The sequence below is a fragment of the Chryseobacterium subflavum genome (assembly GCF_055762745.1).
The window spans coordinates 877,570-897,594 of the sequence record NZ_JBVTMR010000001.1 but is presented as its reverse complement, the minus strand read 5'-3'; the positions used below and the strand labels follow the sequence as shown (position 1 = coordinate 897,594).

General features: G+C 41.0%; 11 protein-coding genes. All 11 read right to left on the bottom strand.

The features are described from left to right. Positions 1-122: 122 nt before the first annotated feature. Positions 123-2,645 carry a glycosyl hydrolase 115 family protein gene (locus AC0INN_RS03985; protein ID WP_306611839.1) on the bottom strand — a complete coding sequence of 841 codons (2,523 nt, stop codon included), beginning with the start codon at positions 2,643-2,645 and terminating at the stop codon, positions 123-125. A 17-nt stretch (positions 2,646-2,662) separates the two neighbouring features. Beyond that, a complete protein-coding gene (locus AC0INN_RS03980) occupies positions 2,663-3,883 on the bottom strand; it encodes an SGNH/GDSL hydrolase family protein (protein ID WP_306611837.1) in 1,221 nt (406 codons plus the stop codon). A 25-nt stretch (positions 3,884-3,908) separates the two neighbouring features. Next, a complete protein-coding gene (locus AC0INN_RS03975; protein WP_306611835.1) occupies positions 3,909-5,846 on the bottom strand; it encodes a glycoside hydrolase family 97 protein in 1,938 nt (645 codons plus the stop codon). Between the two features lie 2 nt (positions 5,847-5,848). Continuing rightward, entirely contained in the window at positions 5,849-7,225 is a 1,377-nt protein-coding gene (locus AC0INN_RS03970; RefSeq protein ID WP_306611833.1) for a glycoside hydrolase family 43 protein, read from the bottom strand. An 8-nt stretch (positions 7,226-7,233) separates the two neighbouring features. Then, positions 7,234-8,640: a glycoside hydrolase family 43 protein gene (locus tag AC0INN_RS03965; protein WP_306611830.1), complete on the bottom strand. Its 1,407-nt coding sequence runs from the start codon at positions 8,638-8,640 to the stop codon at positions 7,234-7,236. A gap of 13 nt (positions 8,641-8,653) precedes the next feature. Then, positions 8,654-10,678 carry an NPCBM/NEW2 domain-containing protein gene (locus AC0INN_RS03960; protein WP_306611829.1) on the bottom strand — a complete coding sequence of 675 codons (2,025 nt, stop codon included), beginning with the start codon at positions 10,676-10,678 and terminating at the stop codon, positions 8,654-8,656. A gap of 17 nt (positions 10,679-10,695) precedes the next feature. Further along, complete coding sequence (locus AC0INN_RS03955) at positions 10,696-12,063, bottom strand: glycoside hydrolase family 43 protein (RefSeq protein ID WP_306611828.1); 1,368 nt, start codon at positions 12,061-12,063, stop codon at positions 10,696-10,698. Between the two features lie 17 nt (positions 12,064-12,080). Continuing rightward, entirely contained in the window at positions 12,081-14,528 is a 2,448-nt protein-coding gene (locus tag AC0INN_RS03950) for a glycoside hydrolase family 31 protein (protein WP_306611826.1), read from the bottom strand. A gap of 48 nt (positions 14,529-14,576) precedes the next feature. After that, complete coding sequence (locus tag AC0INN_RS03945; protein WP_306611824.1) at positions 14,577-16,502, bottom strand: alpha/beta hydrolase-fold protein; 1,926 nt, start codon at positions 16,500-16,502, stop codon at positions 14,577-14,579. A gap of 99 nt (positions 16,503-16,601) precedes the next feature. Continuing rightward, entirely contained in the window at positions 16,602-18,209 is a 1,608-nt protein-coding gene (locus AC0INN_RS03940; protein ID WP_306611821.1) for a glycoside hydrolase family 43 protein, read from the bottom strand. Between the two features lie 87 nt (positions 18,210-18,296). Further along, on the bottom strand, positions 18,297-20,015 hold the full coding sequence (locus AC0INN_RS03935; RefSeq protein WP_306611819.1) for a glycoside hydrolase family 43 protein: 1,719 nt from the start codon (positions 20,013-20,015) through the stop codon (positions 18,297-18,299). Between the last annotated feature and the right edge of the window lie 10 nt (positions 20,016-20,025).

Sequence of the window (20,025 nt, the reverse complement as noted above, 5' to 3'; positions counted from 1 at the left end):
TACAAAATCATTCGCTGTTCTTTCTCTTCATTCTCTGTGAGGGAACTGTATTTCAGATTGGAATGTGAATTAAGATTAATGTTTCATAATTAATGTGTTGTTTGTGATGAGTATTGGGTCACTCAGTGAAGCATTTCGCTTTCGGGAGCGCCCAGGTAAGAGGGTTTTAATCCTCCTGTGTTGATCAGGAGTTTTTCAAGGACAATGCCGGGTTCCAGCACTCTGAAACGTAAAGTGTGTTTTCCAGCCTGCTGAACCGAATGCTTTGTAATAGATTTAATAATATGTTCTAACTGCCATCTTCCCAATTCACCTTTGTAATGACCATTGAAGTTGACAATTTGAGGAGTTTCGTTGTCAAAAGAAATCTCATAACGCAATCCTTTATTATGATTAAAATTTAAAGTCGGTGCTAATAGTAACTGGACTTCAAACTCCCCTTTGGATTCAAAATTAATATCATATTCCAGCCAGATATTTTCATCAGCTTTTGGATAGGCATTCTGTGGAAACGTTGTCACTCCCGACTTTGTTTTTCCAAAATCAGGAATCACTTCCCAATGGATCCGGTCAGAATTGCTCATTCTTGCAAAATTTTCTGCTTCAATGGAAACATAGCCGTTTTTCTCCTGAAATACCTTTTCTTTGGGAACCTCAGCGTCAGAAATATAGGTCACTTCAGGCATTATATTTTCTTTTCCGTCTGCCCAGCTTTTATATCCTATCCTCATCTGATCCATCATATGCTTCCATTTCCCGCCGGCAATCACATTATTGTATTGATTATCCAGGTAAGCGTTTCTTTCAAAACATGCCTTCACTTTATCTGCGTAGAAATTGGCTTCAGGATCTTTTTTCGCTGCCAGTTCCCTGTTTTTTGCCACCGCATAATACATTTCGTATAAATTACTGCATGCATCAATCGGATACAAAACCAACTGATAATACGCATCCTGATATTCTGCAGGAATCTGCTCTTTTAACCGTAAAGCTTCTACGGCCAATGCTCTGTAATCATTTAAAACCGTTTCAAATTCATGGTAATTCTCTAGGCTGTATGTTTTACTGTCAAGGGTTTCAGGAGTTACTCTTCTGTTGTATTTGGCATATAGATTAATCATCCTGGCAATTTCTTTGGCGTGTTTTTCTCCAAACTGCTGAGCAGCCCATTTCTCAGTATATTCCAAAAGGTTTTTAGCATTAAACTGCTTCGGATTCAAGGCCATTTCCAAGAAAAAACTGATCGGAAACTCCATAGGTTTTAAATCTCCTACATTCACGACCCAAAGCTTATCTACTTTGTGTGCATAGGAAAGGGTCATCTGTTCCCAGACTCTCTGGATGGGGCTTATGTTGATCCATTTGGAGTTTCTTGGTCCGCCTACATAATCAAAATGGTAATAGATTCCATAGCCTCCTTTATGCAAAGGTTTTGAGAGGTCCGGAAGCTTTCTTACATTTCCCCAGTTATCATCACAGAAAAGCAGAATAACATCATCCGGAACCCTCATTCCTTTATCATAGTAGTCCTGAACTTCTTTATACAATGCCCAGACCTGAGGTGTTTTTTCAGCTTTTTTTCCGGCAACCTCAGCAATGATTTTACGCTGGTCTTTTACAATTTTCTCCAGCAGGGAAATATTGGTTCCCTCTCCCATCGCTTCGTCACCATCACCCCGCATTCCTACTGTAACAAGTTTTTCCCAGTTTTTACTTCTCTCCATTCCGGATTTCCAGAATTTCTGTAAAACCTCCGCATTTTTAGCGTAATCCCAGACATTCGGGAGGTTATTTTTTTTAATATACCTGTGCCAGTCGGTTTGTGCCAAAGCCATAGGCTCATGGTGGGAAGTTCCCATGACAATACCCATTTCATTTGCCAGTGGCCCGCTCAGAGCATCATCGTCATAAAATGCCTTTCCCCACATTGCCGGCCAGATGTAATTTCCTTTAAGACGCAGGATCAGCTCAAAAACTTTCTCATAAAATTTACTATTTACTCCGCCAAATGTTGCTCTGGCCCATCCTCCCAATGAAGGTTCTTCATCATTAAGGAAAATACCGCGATACTCTACAGCAGGCTCGCCATCGGTATATATTCCTTTTTTAAAGTATACATTTTCTTTTTTCTCAATCGGAACATCTGCCCAATAACACCATGGTGAAACACCTATCTGCTTAGACATTTCATAAATCCCGTAAATCGTTCCTCTTTTATCACTCCCCGCAATCACAATGGCGTCAGAAACGCCCGGAAAAGGATTGCTGATATTCTGAATGATATATTTTTCTCTTTTCCCTGTTAATGTTTTTCCATCCAGCTTTTTTTGACGAATTAAATTATCAATGGTCTTGCTTTTACCTGCTTCACCAATAATGATGATCATTCCATTTACTCCGGAGTTTTGGGAAACCAGATTAGGCTGAACACCGGTTACTTTTTGAAAATCAGATTGAAGATTCGCAACGGCACGCAGAATTCCTTTGTCCGAATCGCTGTCTGAAAAAAGCATCAAACCTGAATTACGCTCTTTCAATACCATCGAATTTTCTGTCTTAGCAAAAGAAATAAATGGTTCGGTTGCTTTTACAAAAAATATAAACAACAACGTAAGAAACAGCGAAATGTTTTTTGTAAAATTCATACTATATCTTTTTGATTTTAATTTTTAAATAAGTTCAGATCCACAAATTCTCCCATTCTTTTGTAACCAGCTTCATTGGGATGAAGAAAATCATGGTCGTGCATATCGTTTAAGATGACTTCCGGATTTTCACTTTGCATTTGTTTTGCAAAATCGATGACAGCATCAAACTTCCCGCTGTTCCTGATCCAATCGTTTACTTTTTTCCAGGCCTCGATGCGGAAAGGTTTGTCGTAGAATGACTTTCCGAAAGGAAGAATCGTTGCTCCGTACACTTTGATCCCTTTAGCATGTGCCTTATCAATCATCACCTGGTATGCGGCAATCAGTTCTTCTGTTCTTTTGGAAGCGTCATCAGCATCTCTTGTTCCTCCCAGATCATTCACTCCTTCCAGAATGATCAACCATTTTACACTCTGCTGATTGAGGATGTTATAATCGAAACGGTCTAATGCTGTAGGACCCAAACCGCCGCGCACTACGCAATTCCCACCAATTCCGAAATTAAGGACACTTACATTCCTGGTTGAAGGATTCGCCAGTAACCGCTGCGAAAAAATATCCGGCCAGCGATTCTGCCTGTTGGTTCCCGATCCTCTTCCGTCGGTAATGGAATTTCCCATAATAGCCACCGCATACGAGGGTTCAACGGTCTTTACATCGATGTTAAAAAGTGAATACCAATGATCTGTTTTTACAGGATTTTTAAATACTGCAGCATTGGCCTGCTCACCTTTAACAATAAAAGAAGTTGTTCTTGACCCCGGATGTCCGGTGACAGATTGGGTTACTTTTGTATAGGAAATTGTAATAGCCAGTAACGAATTAGGTTTGAGGTTAAAGTTCACTTCATCAGAATAAATATCAGATCCGGGAGCAATTTTAAAATTGTTTTTATTCTCAAACGTTAATGATCTGATGGTGGCTGCATCTACATTGCTGCTATCGGATGGCACGGCAATAGAAGCCGCTTTTACAGCCAGACTGTCCATGGAATATTTGTTGGAAAAACGTAACCGCAATTTTTTTCCACCCACAGATACACGCACAATCTGACGCAGGGTGTTCCCCGAAAGCCCCGGTTCCGGTGGAAGATTTTTGGGTTCCACCAATTGGGGAGCTGTTGCCCAGGTGGTAAGCCAGCGGTCTTTGGATGACTGCTTTTCCAGACTCTGTGAGGAAGAGCAGGAAACCAAAAATCCCGAAATGATAAAGATGTATAAGTTTTTGAAGCGCATTTTTCCTGTTTTTGTTTATCAATCTTTAATTTCTTAGTACAAATCCTCCGTTCGGCTGAATTTCAATCGTAAAGTCGCCTTTTGCATTTACTTTCACTTCTTTTTCCGATGAATTTCCCTGTGCATCATCATTAATCAATCTGACTGTTTTCCCGGCAAACATCGGAAGCTTTATTTTCAGTTTTTGGGATTGCTTCTCGGCATTTACGCCAGCCACATACCATTGATCCGCATGTCTTCTCGCAACCACGGCATATTTCCCGGGATAGCCGTCTATGAAAACGGTTTCATCCCAAAGTGTCGGAACTTCTTTCATGAAGCTGAGCTGAAATTCCGGAGCATCGGTCAGATTATTCGGCATTACACCAAACATTTGAACGGGATTCTGAAACAGGATTGCTGTAGCCAGCTGAAAGCCGTCCGTAGTATGTCTTTTATTTTTATCCCTGTTGGATTTCGTTAAATATTTGTTGAGGAAAGTGCCGCCAAACTCCATACTTCCCACTGTATTTCTGATGAAAGGATGAAGTGTGGCAAAAAAAGCTTCCTGTTTCCGTACATCTTCTGAGAAATAGAGCATTTCTGAGGCAAGAACGGCTTCACTTCCTGCATAATTCGGGTACATTACTTCCCAGCCTCTCGGTAAAGTAGCTCCATGGAAAATAATAGTTAGTCCAAAATCGTTGGCATCCGACAGAATATCTTCGTAAAGACGCATGGTTTCCTGTTTGTCTCCTCCGAAAAAATCTACTTTCAGTCCTTTTACGCCCGCTTCTTTCAGCCATTTCATTTCTTTTTTCCGTTCAACGGATGAGCTCATTTTATTTCTCGGTCCCATCGGTGCGTCATTAGCTGCCCCATTGGAATTATACCAAAGCAATACCCCGACATTTTTAGATTTTGCATATTGAATAAGCTCTTTCATGCGGTCTTTACCTATGTTTTTATCCCAAAGCGCATCCATAAGAATAAACTGATATTTCAGTGCAGCAGCAAGGTCGATGAATTTCACCTGATCATCATAGTTCATACTGTTATCCTGCCAAAGAATCCAGCTCCATGTAGATTTTCCGAACTGATAATCCTGTGACGGCTCATACATCGGATCTACAACATCAAAAGGAATCGTGGTCTCCACAACAGGTTTCAAAGAATTCCCCACTGTAATTGTTCTCCACGGCGTCTTTCCTGGAAGAGAGACGGCTGCTCCGGTACTTCCGAAACCGTTATTTTCAGCAATGTTCGGATAAGCGACTTTGTAAAGATTTTTTTCTGCTGTGGTTTCAAGGTGTGAAGCACAATACGTACTGTTCACTCCTGTCTCGGAAAGTAATACCCAGCCCTCATTTCCAATATGGAACAGGCCAGGGAAAACGTATCCGTAATCGGATGGCATTCCCAGCTCAGCATCTGCTTTATAGCCGCTTTCATAACTTGGCGCTGTACGGGCAAAACCTGTCATCGGCTTCATCATAGGTGAAAGAAAGGTAGTTGTCTGTGACGGGAATCTGTATCCTGTAGTTTCTGACTGTACCACAACACTCAGCCGCTCTTTCATCGGTGGAATATTGTAACGGAAAGCAATATTGTTGTTGCTCACCTGAAATTCAATGCCTATTTCATGCTGATCTGCATTGATGAAATTAGCCGATAAAGTATTGGCTTTGTAATCAATCTCATATTTTTTGATTTTTTCGTTCGTATATTTCTTAGAAACGATATCTTTTTTGCTGTCCACAAACTTCATATTCTTTGAGAAATCGGACTCATTGGTGACTAAGCCTAACGGGGATTTTTCAAGCATTATTTTTCCCTGAAGGATAACATCATAAAAGGCTTTCCCATCTTCTGAAAAAACCTGAAGCTTCATATGCCCATCAGGGCTTGAAATTTCTGCTACCTGCGCAAAGCTTTTGCTGATCAGAAACAGGCTGAATACGATATATAAAACTTTTTTTCTCATAATTAATTATTTTCAAGAAAGGTCCAGTAATCAAAATACATAATATCTGTTGAGCTTTTTCCATTAAATACAAAGTACAGATCATGAATACCGGTAATCTTTTCAGCCATCTGAACTTTTACCGTTTCCCAGCGGTCATCTCCACCTGTAAGCGGAACCTTTACCGTTGCGGCAACCGGGCCGTTCACAGCATCCAGATGAACGGTCATTGTTACGTCACTGTTATGGGTAGTTCCTACTCTTGCAGAGAATGCAGTGGCTCCTTTTTTCCGGAAATCCACATTCTTTACACTGGTATATGCTCCATTTTTCTTTGCTTTGATGAAAACACCAGCCTCTTTATTCTGATAGGATTTTACATTTTCCGACCATGCAATCATTTCTGCCTGATTGAATGAATAAGGATTAACTGTCGCGATAGCTTTTGTAATTCCGTTGGTCATTTTAAATGGCGAAATGGAACCGTCTTTATTGAAGGTAAGCTCTTCCAGACTTACTGATCTTGTAAACCCGCTTCCGCCCGGCAATGCACCATTGTGATAAAAGAAATAGGTTTTCCCCCGGAAATCAATAACACCGGGATGATTGGTGAATGACTTCCCTTCCGTAGGCATTACAATTCCTCCATATTTCCAGGGTCCCTGTGCTGTTTTCCCTGTAGAATAGCCTATGAATTCAGGAAGCGGACCTCCCGGCCAGAAAAGATAATACAGGTTTTTCCTTTTGTACAGCCACGGGCCTTCCTCGTATTTTGTGGGTCTTTCCGGGTTAGGCTTTCCGTCCCTTTTTCCAAATGATTCTTCGGTCATCGGAACTTCTGTAATATTTCCGGAATAGGAGATCATATCTTCATTCAGCTTTACGTATTTTAATTTAGGATTTCCCCAGTACATATGTGCCTGTCCGTCATTATCCACAAAAACGGTGGGATCAATATCTCCCCATTCGCTCTGAACAAGAGGTTTTCCCATCGGATCATGAAAAGGTCCAAACGGACTGTCGCCAACGGCAACCCCTATAGCGCCTTTGTTATTGATTTTGGACCACATCGGAACATATAAAAAAAACTTTCCGTTTCTTTCTACGCATTGTGCGGCCCAGGCATCGCGTTTTGCCCAGTCGAAATCTTTATACGAGAGGATTGTTCCGTGATCTGTCCAGTTGACCATATCGTTGGTGGAATATACTTTCCAGTCGTTCATGGTAAACCAGGTGGAATCATCCTCATCGTGTGTGGTATACACATACAGCCTGTCATTGTACGCCATTGGTGCCGGGTCTGCAGTATAATTGGTCTGAATAATAGGGTTCTGCGCTGATAAACCTTCGGAAAAGCCTATCAGACAAAACCCCAGTATATATTGTATTGTATTTTTCATAGTCAGTTTTATTTTTTCTGAAAGCTCCAGTAATCGAAATTAAACAGCTTTCTTCCTGCCGTAATATTTTTGCCCTGGAACACAAAATAGACATCGTGAACACCGGAAACGGATTCTGAAATTTTTGAGGTCAGGGTTTTGAACTCTTCCCAGCCACCGGTTCTCGGAATTTCAATCTCGGCTATTTTCAGCCCTTTAACATCATCCAGATGAACTTTCAGAATTCCACCATCAATTCCTGCGGCCACTGAAGCTGAAAATCCTGAAGTTCCCTTTTCAAAATCTACCGAACGGACCCTGATATACCCTCCTGCTCTGGCATCGGAGACATATACTCCGGTTTTTCTGTTTTCGGAAGTGCTGCATTTTTCCGACCAGGTCATAGTTTCGGCTTCGGTTCTCTGATATGGATTTAAGGTTCCTGCCGGAGCTACACCTTCTTTGGTCATGGTGATCTTCGGAATAGTCCCGTCAGCATTATATCTGAATTCTTCTACAGCAGTTGAGCGTCCGTAGCTTCCTCCGGCCGGCAATAGTCCGGTATGGTAAAACAGGTAGGACTTTCCTTTGAAATCGATAATTCCGCCATGGTTGGTAAAGCTGTTAGTAGGCTGGTCGGTCATTATTTTTCCCTGATATTTCCACGGCCCGGTTGGCGATGGACTGGTTGAATAGGATAAACATTCTGTTCTTCCGGTCATTCCGGCATACATCATATAATATTGATTGTTTCGCTTGTAAAGCCATGGTCCTTCTACATATACATCATCAAATTTTTCCTGTTTTTGCAGAACCTCATCACTTTTCCCGGGACGTCTCAGTCCACCGAAAGCTTCTACCGATTGCGGAATTTCTGTGATTTTCCCCTGATAAGAAGTCATATCTTTATTGAGCTGCACATAAAATAATTTACTGTTTCCCCAATACAGATAAGCCTGTCCGTCATCATCTATAAAAACTGTCGGGTCAATATTATCCCATGTTCCGGTTGAAATCAGAGGTTTTCCCAAAGCATCTCTGAAAGGCCCTGTAGGACTGTCAGACACCGCAACCCCAATAGCCATATTGTTGTCAACGGTCTGTACACAGATATACCAGTAGAATTTACCGTTTCTTTCAATACACTGTGCTGCCCAGGCTCTGTCCCGCGCCCAGCTGAAAGACTCTAAAGAAATAGGCGAACCATGGTCTGTATAATTGACCATATCTTCCGTGGAATACACCCGCCATTTGGTCATCGTATAAAAATCAAATCCCGGCTGATCATCCCCTGTATAAATATACATTTTCCCTTTATAGACCATGGGAGCCGGATCTGGTGTAAAGTGGGTCTGAATAACAGGATTCTGTGCAGCAATACCAATCCCTGCCAACAGAAAAGAAAGTGTGATATATTTAAAGTTTCGTTGATTCATATCTTAATCTTATTTATTTGAGTGAAATGAATTTATAATAGGCAACACCATGTGCCGGAATGTCCAATGAAAGACCTTTTTTGTCCGTATTGATTTTCGCAATATCTTTCTGCCTCCAAAGGTCACGAACCGCCTGAACACCGGAAATCCCTAATTTTTTGAACTCTTTATATGACAGTGTCACTTTTTCTCTTCCGAAATTGGCAAAAGCTACTGCCTTTCCTCCGTCTTCCAGCTCTTTGACATAAATTCTGAGCTCACCAATGGTCTGCAAACAAATCCCCTGTTTTCCCAAAGCATCCTGATTGACGGCAATAACTTCGTCATTCGTCAGAAGGTTTAAAGTGAAATCATCCAGTTTCTCAAGGTCACAGCCAATCAGCAACGGGGCTGAAAAAATGCTCCACAGACTCATATGAAGATACTGTTCATCAGGCTTCAACCGGCTCTGATGTGGATTTCCCCAGCCGACAACGCCAACAACCAGCATATCCGGATCGTTCCGGTTTCCGGGTTTCGCAAAAGGAGCTGCCTTGTCCTGAGCAAGGGCAATATTCTTTACGCTTGACCAGGTATCTGTAATATCGTTGGTGGTACGCCAGGATTGTGCATTGACCTCATCACCCCACTTCCACACATCACCCATTCCATATTGGCAGAGGTTGTACACGATGTCTCTCGGCTGCTGCTTCAAAAGGCTTCCCATCAGTCTGAATGGTTTCACGCCTTTATCCAAATCTCCGCCTCCTTGAAAGGCAAGAGAAGGAACTTTATCAGGATCATTATCCGGCAGCCCGTCAATTACTCCGCCATAGCTACACCAGTCGTATTTCAGGTAATCAACGCCCCATTTGGTGTAGCTTTCAGCATCCTGTTTTTCGTAGCCGTAGCTTCCGGCACATCCGCCACAGGTCCATGGACCGGGGGAAGAATAAATTCCCATTTTCAAGCCATTGTTATGCATGTAGTCTGCAAGACCTTTCATATCAGGAAATTTGGAATTGGTCAGGATGTAACCGTTTTCATCACGCATTTTTCCCTGGAATGAAGGATCTTTTCCATCTCTGTTATACTGCCAGGAATCATCGATATTGATATAATTCCAGCCGTGATTGATTAGTCCTGACTTTATAAGAGCATCTGCTGCACGTTTCACTTTATCGGCAGAAACTTCATGTCCGAAGCAGTTCCAACTATTCCAGCCCATTGTTGGCGTGAGAGCGATTCTGTCCCCACATTCTATTTTTAATTTTTTTGAAGCTGAACCTTTCGTATTTTTAGCATTCAAAGTCACTTCATAACTTCCTTTAGAATCTATTTTTCCAGTGATGATTCCGGTCTCTGAATCTATTGTTAAACCTTTCGGAAGATTTTTTGCCGTAAAAGTCATTGGTCTGTCGCCCGTTGCTGCAACCCTGAACAAAAAAGGTGAGCCAGGACGAACTCCATAAACGCCTGCTGAATTAATTTTTGGAGTTGCCGCAGGTTTTGGCGTTAAAATATAAGGTACTGACGAAATCGGGTTAAATGTTATCAGTTTTGCACCGTCCGCTGTTTCAAACTTAGCATCTGCCCAATCGGCGTGGTCATAATAAGGTCCGTTTCCGCCGTCTGTTACGACTAATTCTAATTGTTTTACACCTTCCAGCGAAACAGAAACAGGCTTTGCTTTATCGCCTAATTTCATGACCCCGCTTGACCAAAGTTTTTTGTTGTCGCCATAAATTTCAAATTCGGCAGCGGGATTCTGCCCTTTGATTTCATCATCCATTCCCACCATTGCGGTAAAGCTTTTTGCTTTCCCGTTTAATCTAATCAACAAAGAACTTTCAGCGTGAGTTCCGAAACCTCTTTTGAAAACTTCGCCGGCAATGGTTATAGGTTTTCCGTCTACCGAAGTATTGATGCCCGGTTTTCCGTGCCCCTGTGTTACAACGCTCAAATCCAACTGATCTAACCAAACAGTTGACTGCGCCTTGAAAATATTTCCCGACAGCAAAAATGTTACAGCAATTAAAAGTATTTTCGTCTTCAACATTATTTAAAAATTTGGATTTAATTAAATTTCCACCAATCGAAATAGAAAAGGTCTTTTTCTCCTTTAAAAACAAAATATAAATCGTGAATTCCTCTTACACTTTTCAGAGGTGTATTAATGGTTTTATATAAGTCGCCCTCACCTTTTCCTGTAACGTTAACAACGCCAAGCACAGGTCCATTAAGAGCATCTGAATGTACTTCTATTTTTCCTCCATAGAGAGATGCAACATTCACATCTAAAGATTTTACGCCTTTGGAAAAATCTACTCCCTGGATTTTAATATAATCACCATTGTTAATTGAAGTAACGATGATGCGGTCTGTGATTTTTTTGCCTCTGTTATAGGGTTGATTGCGTTCCCATTCTGTGACCATTTCTGTTTTCAGGCCTTCGCTGTAAGCCATCGTTTCTGCTTCAACTTTTTTATAAGGATTCAGAGTACCCACTCTTTTTGCTCCATCCACAGTCCAGAAAGGAAGCTTCTGAATGGTTCCATCTGCATTGTAGGTAATTTCTGTGACACTGACAGACCGGCGTTCGTAATGCTTGCTCATGGTCTGCATCCTAAGCATATGGTTGAATCCGAAAACATAAGATCTGCCTTTGAAATCTATAATACCGGGATGATTTCCGCTGGATCTCTGGTCGCCATCCATAATCACGCCTCCATAATTCCAGGGTCCTGTAGGTGATTTTGCCATAGCGTAACCAATCCCTTCCGGGCAACATTTTGATGCGTAAGCCATATAGTAGATTCCGTTTCTTTTCCACGCCCAAGGTCCTTCCTGATACTTGAAAGGATCTGGCTGGTCTTTCACCTTCGCAAACGAAGGGTCTTTGGTGATTGGTCCGGCAAGAGATATCATATCTTCATTCAGTTTAGCATACCAAAGATTGGGATTTCCCCAGTACAGATAAGCCTGCCCGTCGTCGTCAATTAAAACTGTGGGATCGATATCATCCAGAGAATTTTTGATCAAAGGCTTACCAATAGGATCGGTGAAAGGACCATACGGACTGTCCGCCACTAAAACACCAATCCCCATATTGTTCGGCATTGGACAATACATATAGAATTTACCGTTTCTTTCGACAACCTGTGGTGCCCAGGCACCGTTGTCGGTATTTACCCATTTAAAATCTTTGAGCGAAGCCACTACACCGTGGTCTGTCCAGTTGACCATATCTGTAGAAGTGTATAATAACCAGTCTTTCATTTTGAATCCGAAAGCATCGTCCTCATCATGGCTCGTATAAAGATAAACCGTATCCTTATAAACCATCGGGGCCGGGTCTGCAGTATACTTGGTTTGGATAATCGGATTTTGAGCGAAAGAAATCTGGAAAAATCCCAATGCTAATATCAAACTTAAATTTTTCATACTCCTATATTTTAAGTTTATTTAAAATGGATATCTGTTTTTCCCCCGGAATAATCCACTGTTTTCTGCTGACCATCAGGAAGAATCAGGTTGAAACTCCTTGTCTCAATCATTCCTTTGTATTTACCTTTCCGGTCACCTATCGTTAGTGTTTTTGATTTTTCGTTCCAGTGAAAAGGTATTTCTGTATAGAATCCTTTTTCGTAATTATAGTTATCGAATTCATCTTCGTATACAATGAAATCGGTATCGCTTCCCGGATAAACTTTTATGGTAAGATGATCCCATTTTTTCTCCGTTGCATATTGTACATCGGGGCCTAACGGAATGATACTTCCTGCTTTTACATACAAAGGAATAGTCTGAAGATTAACAGATTTCTGAATTTCTTTCCCTCCACTGTATTTTTCATTGGTCCAGAAATCAAACCAATCTGCTCCTTCCGGAAGGTAAACTTTCACGCTTTTGTTTTGAGTAAAATCTATATTTGAAACCGAATTATCCTTATTGCTGTCGGTTTTATTCCAGCCTTCATTTTCATCGGTTTTAACTGTCTTTTCAGGAGTATACTGGGCATTGAGAACCGGCGCCACCAGCAATGATTTTCCAAAAAGATATTCGTTATTCATATCCCACGTTTTTCTGTCTGAAGGAAAGTCCATAGAAAGGGCTCTCATAAAGCTTGACCCGTTTTTTGAAACATCATGGGAAACAGAATAGATATAAGGTAACATACTGTAACGCAGTCTGATGAATTTTTCTATCGCATCATACACAATGTCTCCTTTATTTCCAAACTGATAAATTTCCCTCGCAACATCGGTTCCATGCGAGCGCATCATTGGTGTAAAGGTTCCATACTGCAGCCATCGGACATACAGTTCCTGGAACATTGGATTTTTTGAACCTCCATTTCTTTTGTAAGTACCAGCAAAGAAACCGCCGATGTCAGAGTTGAAATTCGGATTTCCTGTAAGACTGAAATTCAATCCTGCCGGCACCTGTTTGCGCAATGTTTCCCAGGAAGAATTGACATCTCCGGACCAGGTGTTGGCTGCATATCGCTGCTGGCCTGCAAATGCTGACCTTGTTAAAATAAAAACCCTTCTATCACTGGTGGTTTCACGCTGATGATCGTAAACACCACCTACCGTCATCAGCGGATACGCGTTTCTTACTTTTCTGAATGAGCCAAGATAGGTTTTAGTGTCCAGATCTTCCGCTTTCTGGCTGAGATGATCAGGTTCTGTTGAGTCCATCCACCAGGAATCTACACCAAGGCTGAAAACGCCTTTGTTCAGGTATTTCCAATATATATTTCTGGCTTCAGGATTGTACGCATCATAAACACGGACACCGGAAGGATAATTCATATCCGGAGGCCAGACCTCGCGGCCTGATTCAGGCCACGTGCTGATGTTAAAAAGCATTCCCTTTGAATCCATTTCACGGTACTGTTTGGTCATTGGTCCGAATGACGACCAGATGGAAACCGAAAGATGGGCATTCATATCATGGATCTCCTGTACCATTTTTTTAGCATCCGGAAAATCGGGGCTGATGAAGTCCATGGCATTCCACTGGTAATTATTTCCCCAGTATTGCCAATCCTGTATGATTCCGTCTAAAGGAACTTTCAGATCACGGTATTTTTTAACCACCTCTGTCAGTTCATCCTGGCTTTTATAACGTTCTTTACTTTGCCAGTAGCCATATGTCCATAAAGGAAGCATGGGTACGGTACCTGTAAGATCACGCATTCCGGCAACGACTCCATCGGCATTTTTTCCGTAGATAAAATAATAATCTATACCATCTCCCACTTCTGATGAGAAAGAGGTTTTCTGAGGCGTATCCGTAAATTGTGTGGGTGAATAGTTATCCCAAAAAACACCATATCCTTTTACAGACTGGAAAAAAGGCACAAAATCCCAGGTATTATTCTGAATCATTTTTACATCGGTATTCCGCTGGGACATTTTTTCATTTTGCAGAATTCCCAGACCGTAAATAGGTTCGTCTTTTTCAAGCTGAAAATCCTGTCTTACAGAATAAGTCTGCGTTCCGGCATCATTGAATGGCTTGAAGTCATTTGCGGTTTCTTTCAAAAGCTCTTTTCCGGATGGTAATGTATAAGTGATCACTCCATTTTTAGTATTAATAGAAAGCAGGAGGTCATTTGTTGTTAATGAAATAATATTATTTTTTTCTGAAACTGAGAATTTGATTTTCTGCTCCTGTTTAATGACCGACAAACTATTTTTGACAAATAATCTGCCTGCGGGATATTTAATAATCCTGATCGTATTTTCTCCATAAAATTTCACTTCAACATTCATATGATCAGCAGAAAACTTCAATCCTGAATCTGTTTTCTGATAAGACTGTGCACTGACATTTACCATTCCGGAAAACATGATGACTGTAATAATGGAAGTTTTGATGTTCATTTTTGTAAAGCTCATTTCATTTCAGATTTGAATTATTTTCTTTATGCCATTAACTTAAAATCTTTATTTAAAAAGTACCTGGGCAAACTGATGCAGACTATTTCTCCAAACCGGCCATGTGTGTCCTCCCGGATAATCTGTGTACGTATATTTAATTCCGGTTTTATCCAGTTCTTTCAGCATTTTCTGACCGTTTTCATAAGCAATATCATCTTTTCCACCCATTGAAATCCAGAAATTTCTGATGTTGGATGAAAAAGCAGATTTATTTTCATTTAAAAATTTGTACTGTTTATCGGCAACATCCTGAAGCATCGGTAGCATATATCCTGAACTGAAAACTCCCAAACCGGAAAACATCTCAGAGTTCTGAATTCCGGCATACAGCGTATAAATTCCACCCATGGAAGGTCCTGCCAACGCACGGTTTTCTTTACCTTTTTTTATCCTGTAATTAGATTCGGCAAACGGAATGATGGATTCTTTCAGCTCTTTTTCAAACATCTGAAGATTGCGCTCTCCAAAGTTCCGGATTCCGCCTTGTCCGATATTGGCGTCCGGCATAATGATGACCATTTTTTTTGCTTTTCCTTCCGCGATGAGATTATCCAGAATCAGATTAGTTTTGCCTTGGTTGGCCCAGCCGCTTTCATCTTCACCTCCGCCATGTAAAATATACAGTGCAGGATAAGATTCAGCAGGATTCTGGTCGTACCCCGGCGGTGTGTAAATAAAAACTCTTCTCCATGAGTTAGTGACTTTGGAATAGAAATTTTTAATACGGATATCTCCATGAGGGACGTCTTTTAATGCATAGAAATCATCTCCTTCGAAAGGAATATCTATTCCACTGGCATACCTTCCCATTCCGTAGAATGTTTCGCTGGACGGGTCAGCAACCGCAACCCCGTCAATCAGCAGGGAATAATAATGGAAACTTCCGCTTTGCGGATCAGTTGTACCTGTCCAGAAGCCATCAGCATCTTTTTTCAGATCGTATTTTTTTCCTAAATCGATCTGAACTTTCTGTGCTTCCGGTGCCTTCACTTTGAACATCACTCTTCCGTCGGGAAGGATCTGAGGATACTGGGCATTTCTGATATTGGTTGCCGCAGGAGTTCCCAAAACGGTAAATCCTTCAAACTTAGTTTTGTCAACAGGCTTAAACAAGAGCTGTGAAAAAATGTATAAATCATTTTTCCAGACCTTAAAATCATGGCCGCCTGGTTCTATATAAAAGATATGAGAGATTTTATTTTTTCTCAGATAATCACTGGTTCTCTTGCTGAAAGGCATCAGCCCGTCTGCATCACCGCAGGAAATAAAAATCAGCTTCATCTTTAACGCATCCTGTGGATTGGGTAAAAGCTTATTGGGCTCTTTTGTATTGGGTGCAGAAGAAAATGCGCCCAGCCAGGCAAACTTATCAATGTTTCCGAAAGCAAAATTCTGTGTCTGTCCGCCTCCCATTGACAACCCTGCCAAAGCACGGTTTTCACGGTCTTTTTTAACCGGATATTTTTTCTCTACAAACGGAATCAGGTCATTCAGCAGATCTTTTTCAAAAGTTGCAAAAGCTTCCACTTTATCCTGAGCCATTATATTTCCCGTCGCCCTGTCATCCTTCATCGCACGGCCGTTGGGAAGTACAACAATCATCGGCTGCAGTTTTCCCTGTGCATACAGATTGTCCAGAATAATATTGGGTTTTCCCTGATTGAACCATTCTTTTTCATCCCCGCCAATTCCGTGAAGAAGATAAAGAACAGGATATTTTTCATTTTTTTTGAATCCCGGCGGTGTATAAATCAAAGCTCTTCTTGTTGTTCCAACGGTTTTCGATTGGTATTGAATCGTGTCAATTTTCCCGTGGGAAACAGCAGCATTTTCCACATCGAAACCCTGCGGCGCCTGCTGATCAAAAGTTTGTGCGGAAACAAACATTCCCGACAAAACAAGTCCTAAAGCCCATATAACTGATTTATTCATGATTTTTATTTGTATTTTTCACACTTATTATTCAGATAAAAAAATAATAGCGTATATTTTACTTACTGTTTACAACAGACTTTTATCTGCTTCTGATTCTTATTTTCCGGCTTCAGTGACTCTGAAAAAATCCACATCTACGAAGCCTCCGGTATTTTTAGTGGCATAATTGAAAACCGCGAATTTTGATCCCATAAAAAATCTACGGTAATTAAAGATCATTTTGTAACCTTTTGCCATTTCCTTCCAGTTCTTCTGATCCGTACTGTAATAAAAGTCTGCAAGATCTTTCCCGAGGTTAAAATCAGCATCGATACGAAGAAAAACTTTATCAGAATTAAGAGGAATCCGTTTTTTTTCTTCTTTTTTAACCCCTATAATGGCTTTTGTTTTATTATCCAGGCTCACTTCGTTGGTTGAAAAAACAATGAATTTTTTTTCACCCTCCTTCACTACTGACAAGATCCCGGAGTCCCCGTTGAAAGCACTGAACCCTGCAACATCTCCATCTTTCATTCCTTTGAGATCCATTGCGACAACCGCTGAAGAGGTTGGACCTTCCATTCTCTGGGTCAAAGTATTGGGTGCTGCGTACAGATTGTCTACCACTCTGCTGGTTTTCAGTCTCAGAAAACCTTTTCTTTCGGATAAAGACCAGGCTTCATTTACCGGATTATGATTCCATTGCCACTGGATTTTCATTGTTTTACCAGAGAACTCATCGCTTTCCACCAGATGATTTTTGGGTTTGAACGGCGGAAGCGGAACTTCTCCTTTCAAAGGAACTTTTCCGTTATCTCCCAATACCGGCCAGTCATTTTCCCATTGAACAGGCAGAAGCAGCGGAACGCGTCCCACTCCGTTTCTGTCCTGGAAAATAAGGGAATACCAGTTTCCGTTTTTATCATCTATCAAAGCGCCTTGCCCTGCATAGGAAAATCCTAAGAAATTATCTTCCAGAATTATTTTTTTCTCGTAAGGACCTGTCACTTTATCTGCCCTGTAGACTACCTGACGGCGTTTTCCGTTTCTTGGCCATGATATCATCATCATATAATATTTCCCTTTTCTCTTGATGATCTGGTTTCCTTCCAGAAGTCCGGTTTCCGAAGCATCTTTCTGAAATATCTCAGTTCCATCCTGATTTCCGATCACTTCTTTAAAATCAGGACTCAGTTCAAAAGCTTTGTTGGAAGTGAAAACATAGATCCTGTCATCATCATCGAAAAACAGTGATGCATCGTGAAAATGCCGTGTTCTGGTGATGAGTTTCCATTTTCCTTTTTTGGGATGATCAGTCACATAGAAATACGATTTGAAAGGTTCATCATTCGGAGAAAACAAAACATAATATTTCCCTTTATGGTAGCGAATTGATGAAGCCCATTGGCCCCTGCCGTAAACGGTTCCGTTCAATAAATCATATTTTGAGTTGTCGTTCAGAGTATCGAAAACATACCCGGACATTTCCCAATGTACCAGATCCCTGGAATGCATTACCGGAGCTCCCGGCATAAGATGCATGGTAGTACTGATCAGATAAAAATCATTTCCGCTTCTGGTAATGGATAGATCCGGTGCATCTGCCCAAATGATGGGATTGGTAAATGCGGTACTCTGGTTTCCGGAAGAGTTTACCTGGGCTGAAAGAAGATTCAGCCCGATAAACCCCAAAAAAGAAACTATATAAGATATTTTGATTTTCAAAATGTATTGTGATGTTTGGTTTTTACGCTTAGTTTTTCAATTCAAAATACTTAATCTTTGTCATTAAGTATCTTTTCTAATGCCCTGCTATTGCGGGATAATATCATTGGAAGAGGTGCTGTACAGTCCGATAAGACTCCCCGTAAAACCTCCCGCTACATCAGTAGAAAGTATATCTCCTGAAACCGGTCCTCCCAGATTTTTGAAATTTTTGCCGTCCAAAGAATAATTGAAGCTGATTTCATCTTTTTCTCCTGTAGCCTGAAATTTGATACTCTTTGAAAGTGAAATTTTTTCACTTGCAATCAATTTTGATTGGCCTTTTTCTGTTCTTTCCAATACGATGTAGAAATCTTTATCTTTTTTCGTGATTCCGAAAACGTAATTGAATGTTTCGCTTTGGTAGAGGGTAATTCCAGCCAATTCTTTTTCCGATTTTGGTTTATAATCCAAGGTTACGGAAGTTTCGAAGTCTTCGTGCTGTAATCTGTGGAACAAAGATGAAACCGGAGCCAACGCTTTGATATTCGTTTCCATTGGGTTCACTTTTACACCATTTTTTGTTGCAGTAATGAAGTTTTCACGCGGTCCACGCATGGCAATCCAACGGAAATCGAGGTTTTTATCGGTTAGTTTATCGTTATAGGTAAAGTTTCCATTCGGAAAAAATCCGTTTTGCCCGGTTTGATTCTGAACGCCTTGTGGCATTTTCAGTTTTGGTTTCATTGGAACCAGGCCATTTTGGAAAACAGGATATGTTCCGCTCCAGTCAACCGGAAGGATGAATGTTTCGCGGCCTTTATTAACACGGTTGCTGACATTCGGACGAATTGCTAAAAATACGCCATACCATTGTCCGTTCGGACCTTCCACCAAATCTGCATGACCTGCCCAATCCACTTTTTCTTTTCGGTCTCTCGGAAAATATCTTTGCGTAAGAATCGGATTATTTTTAGCGGGAACAAATGGTCCTTTCGGAGAATCTGCCATAAAAATCACTTCACTATGGTTGCCTCCGGTTCCGCCTTCTGCACACATCAGGTAATATTTCCCTTTGTATTTGTACAAATGCGGACCTTCAATCCAAATAGGTTTTTGAGAAAGGTCAACTCCACCGTTTACGATAATTCTGTCTGAACCCGCAACAACCTGATCTTTTTCAAGGTCGTAATCCCACATTTTAATAACACGGTGACCTTGATACTGCTCGGTCCCTTGTGGTGGCGCGTCGTTGTGAACGATGTAAGCTTTTCCGTCATCATCAAAGAAAATGGCAGGATCAATACCATCAAAATTCAGTTTCTGAACTTCGCTCCACCCTTTTGCCGGATCTTTGGTTTTTACAACCATATTTCCGATACCGCCCGCAATCTGGGTAGTGATCATATAAAATGTATCGTTGTGTTTATTGTATTTGATATCAGGTGCATAAATCCCATGAGAAACACCTCCTTTTTCCACCTTAAGCTGAGAAGGCCTGTCGAGAACGTGTCCAACCTGCTTCCAATTGACCAAATCCTTGGAAGTGAAAATCGGAACGCCCGGAAACATTGAAAAAGAAGAGTTTACCAGGTAATAGTCATCACCTTTTTTGGTAATGCTGGGATCGGGATAACAACCCTGCAAAATCGGGGAATAGAACTCGTCCGGTTTAAGAGGATTGTCATTATATATTTTATCGTTTCCACGGTAGTTGAAGTCGGAAAAAGTCTGTGCAGAGAGGTTACTGATGGAAAGTAGTGCTGCCACTGCAATGACATGGGTTTTATTTCTTAAAAAAACAGGATTCATTAGACTCTTTTTCATATATAGATTT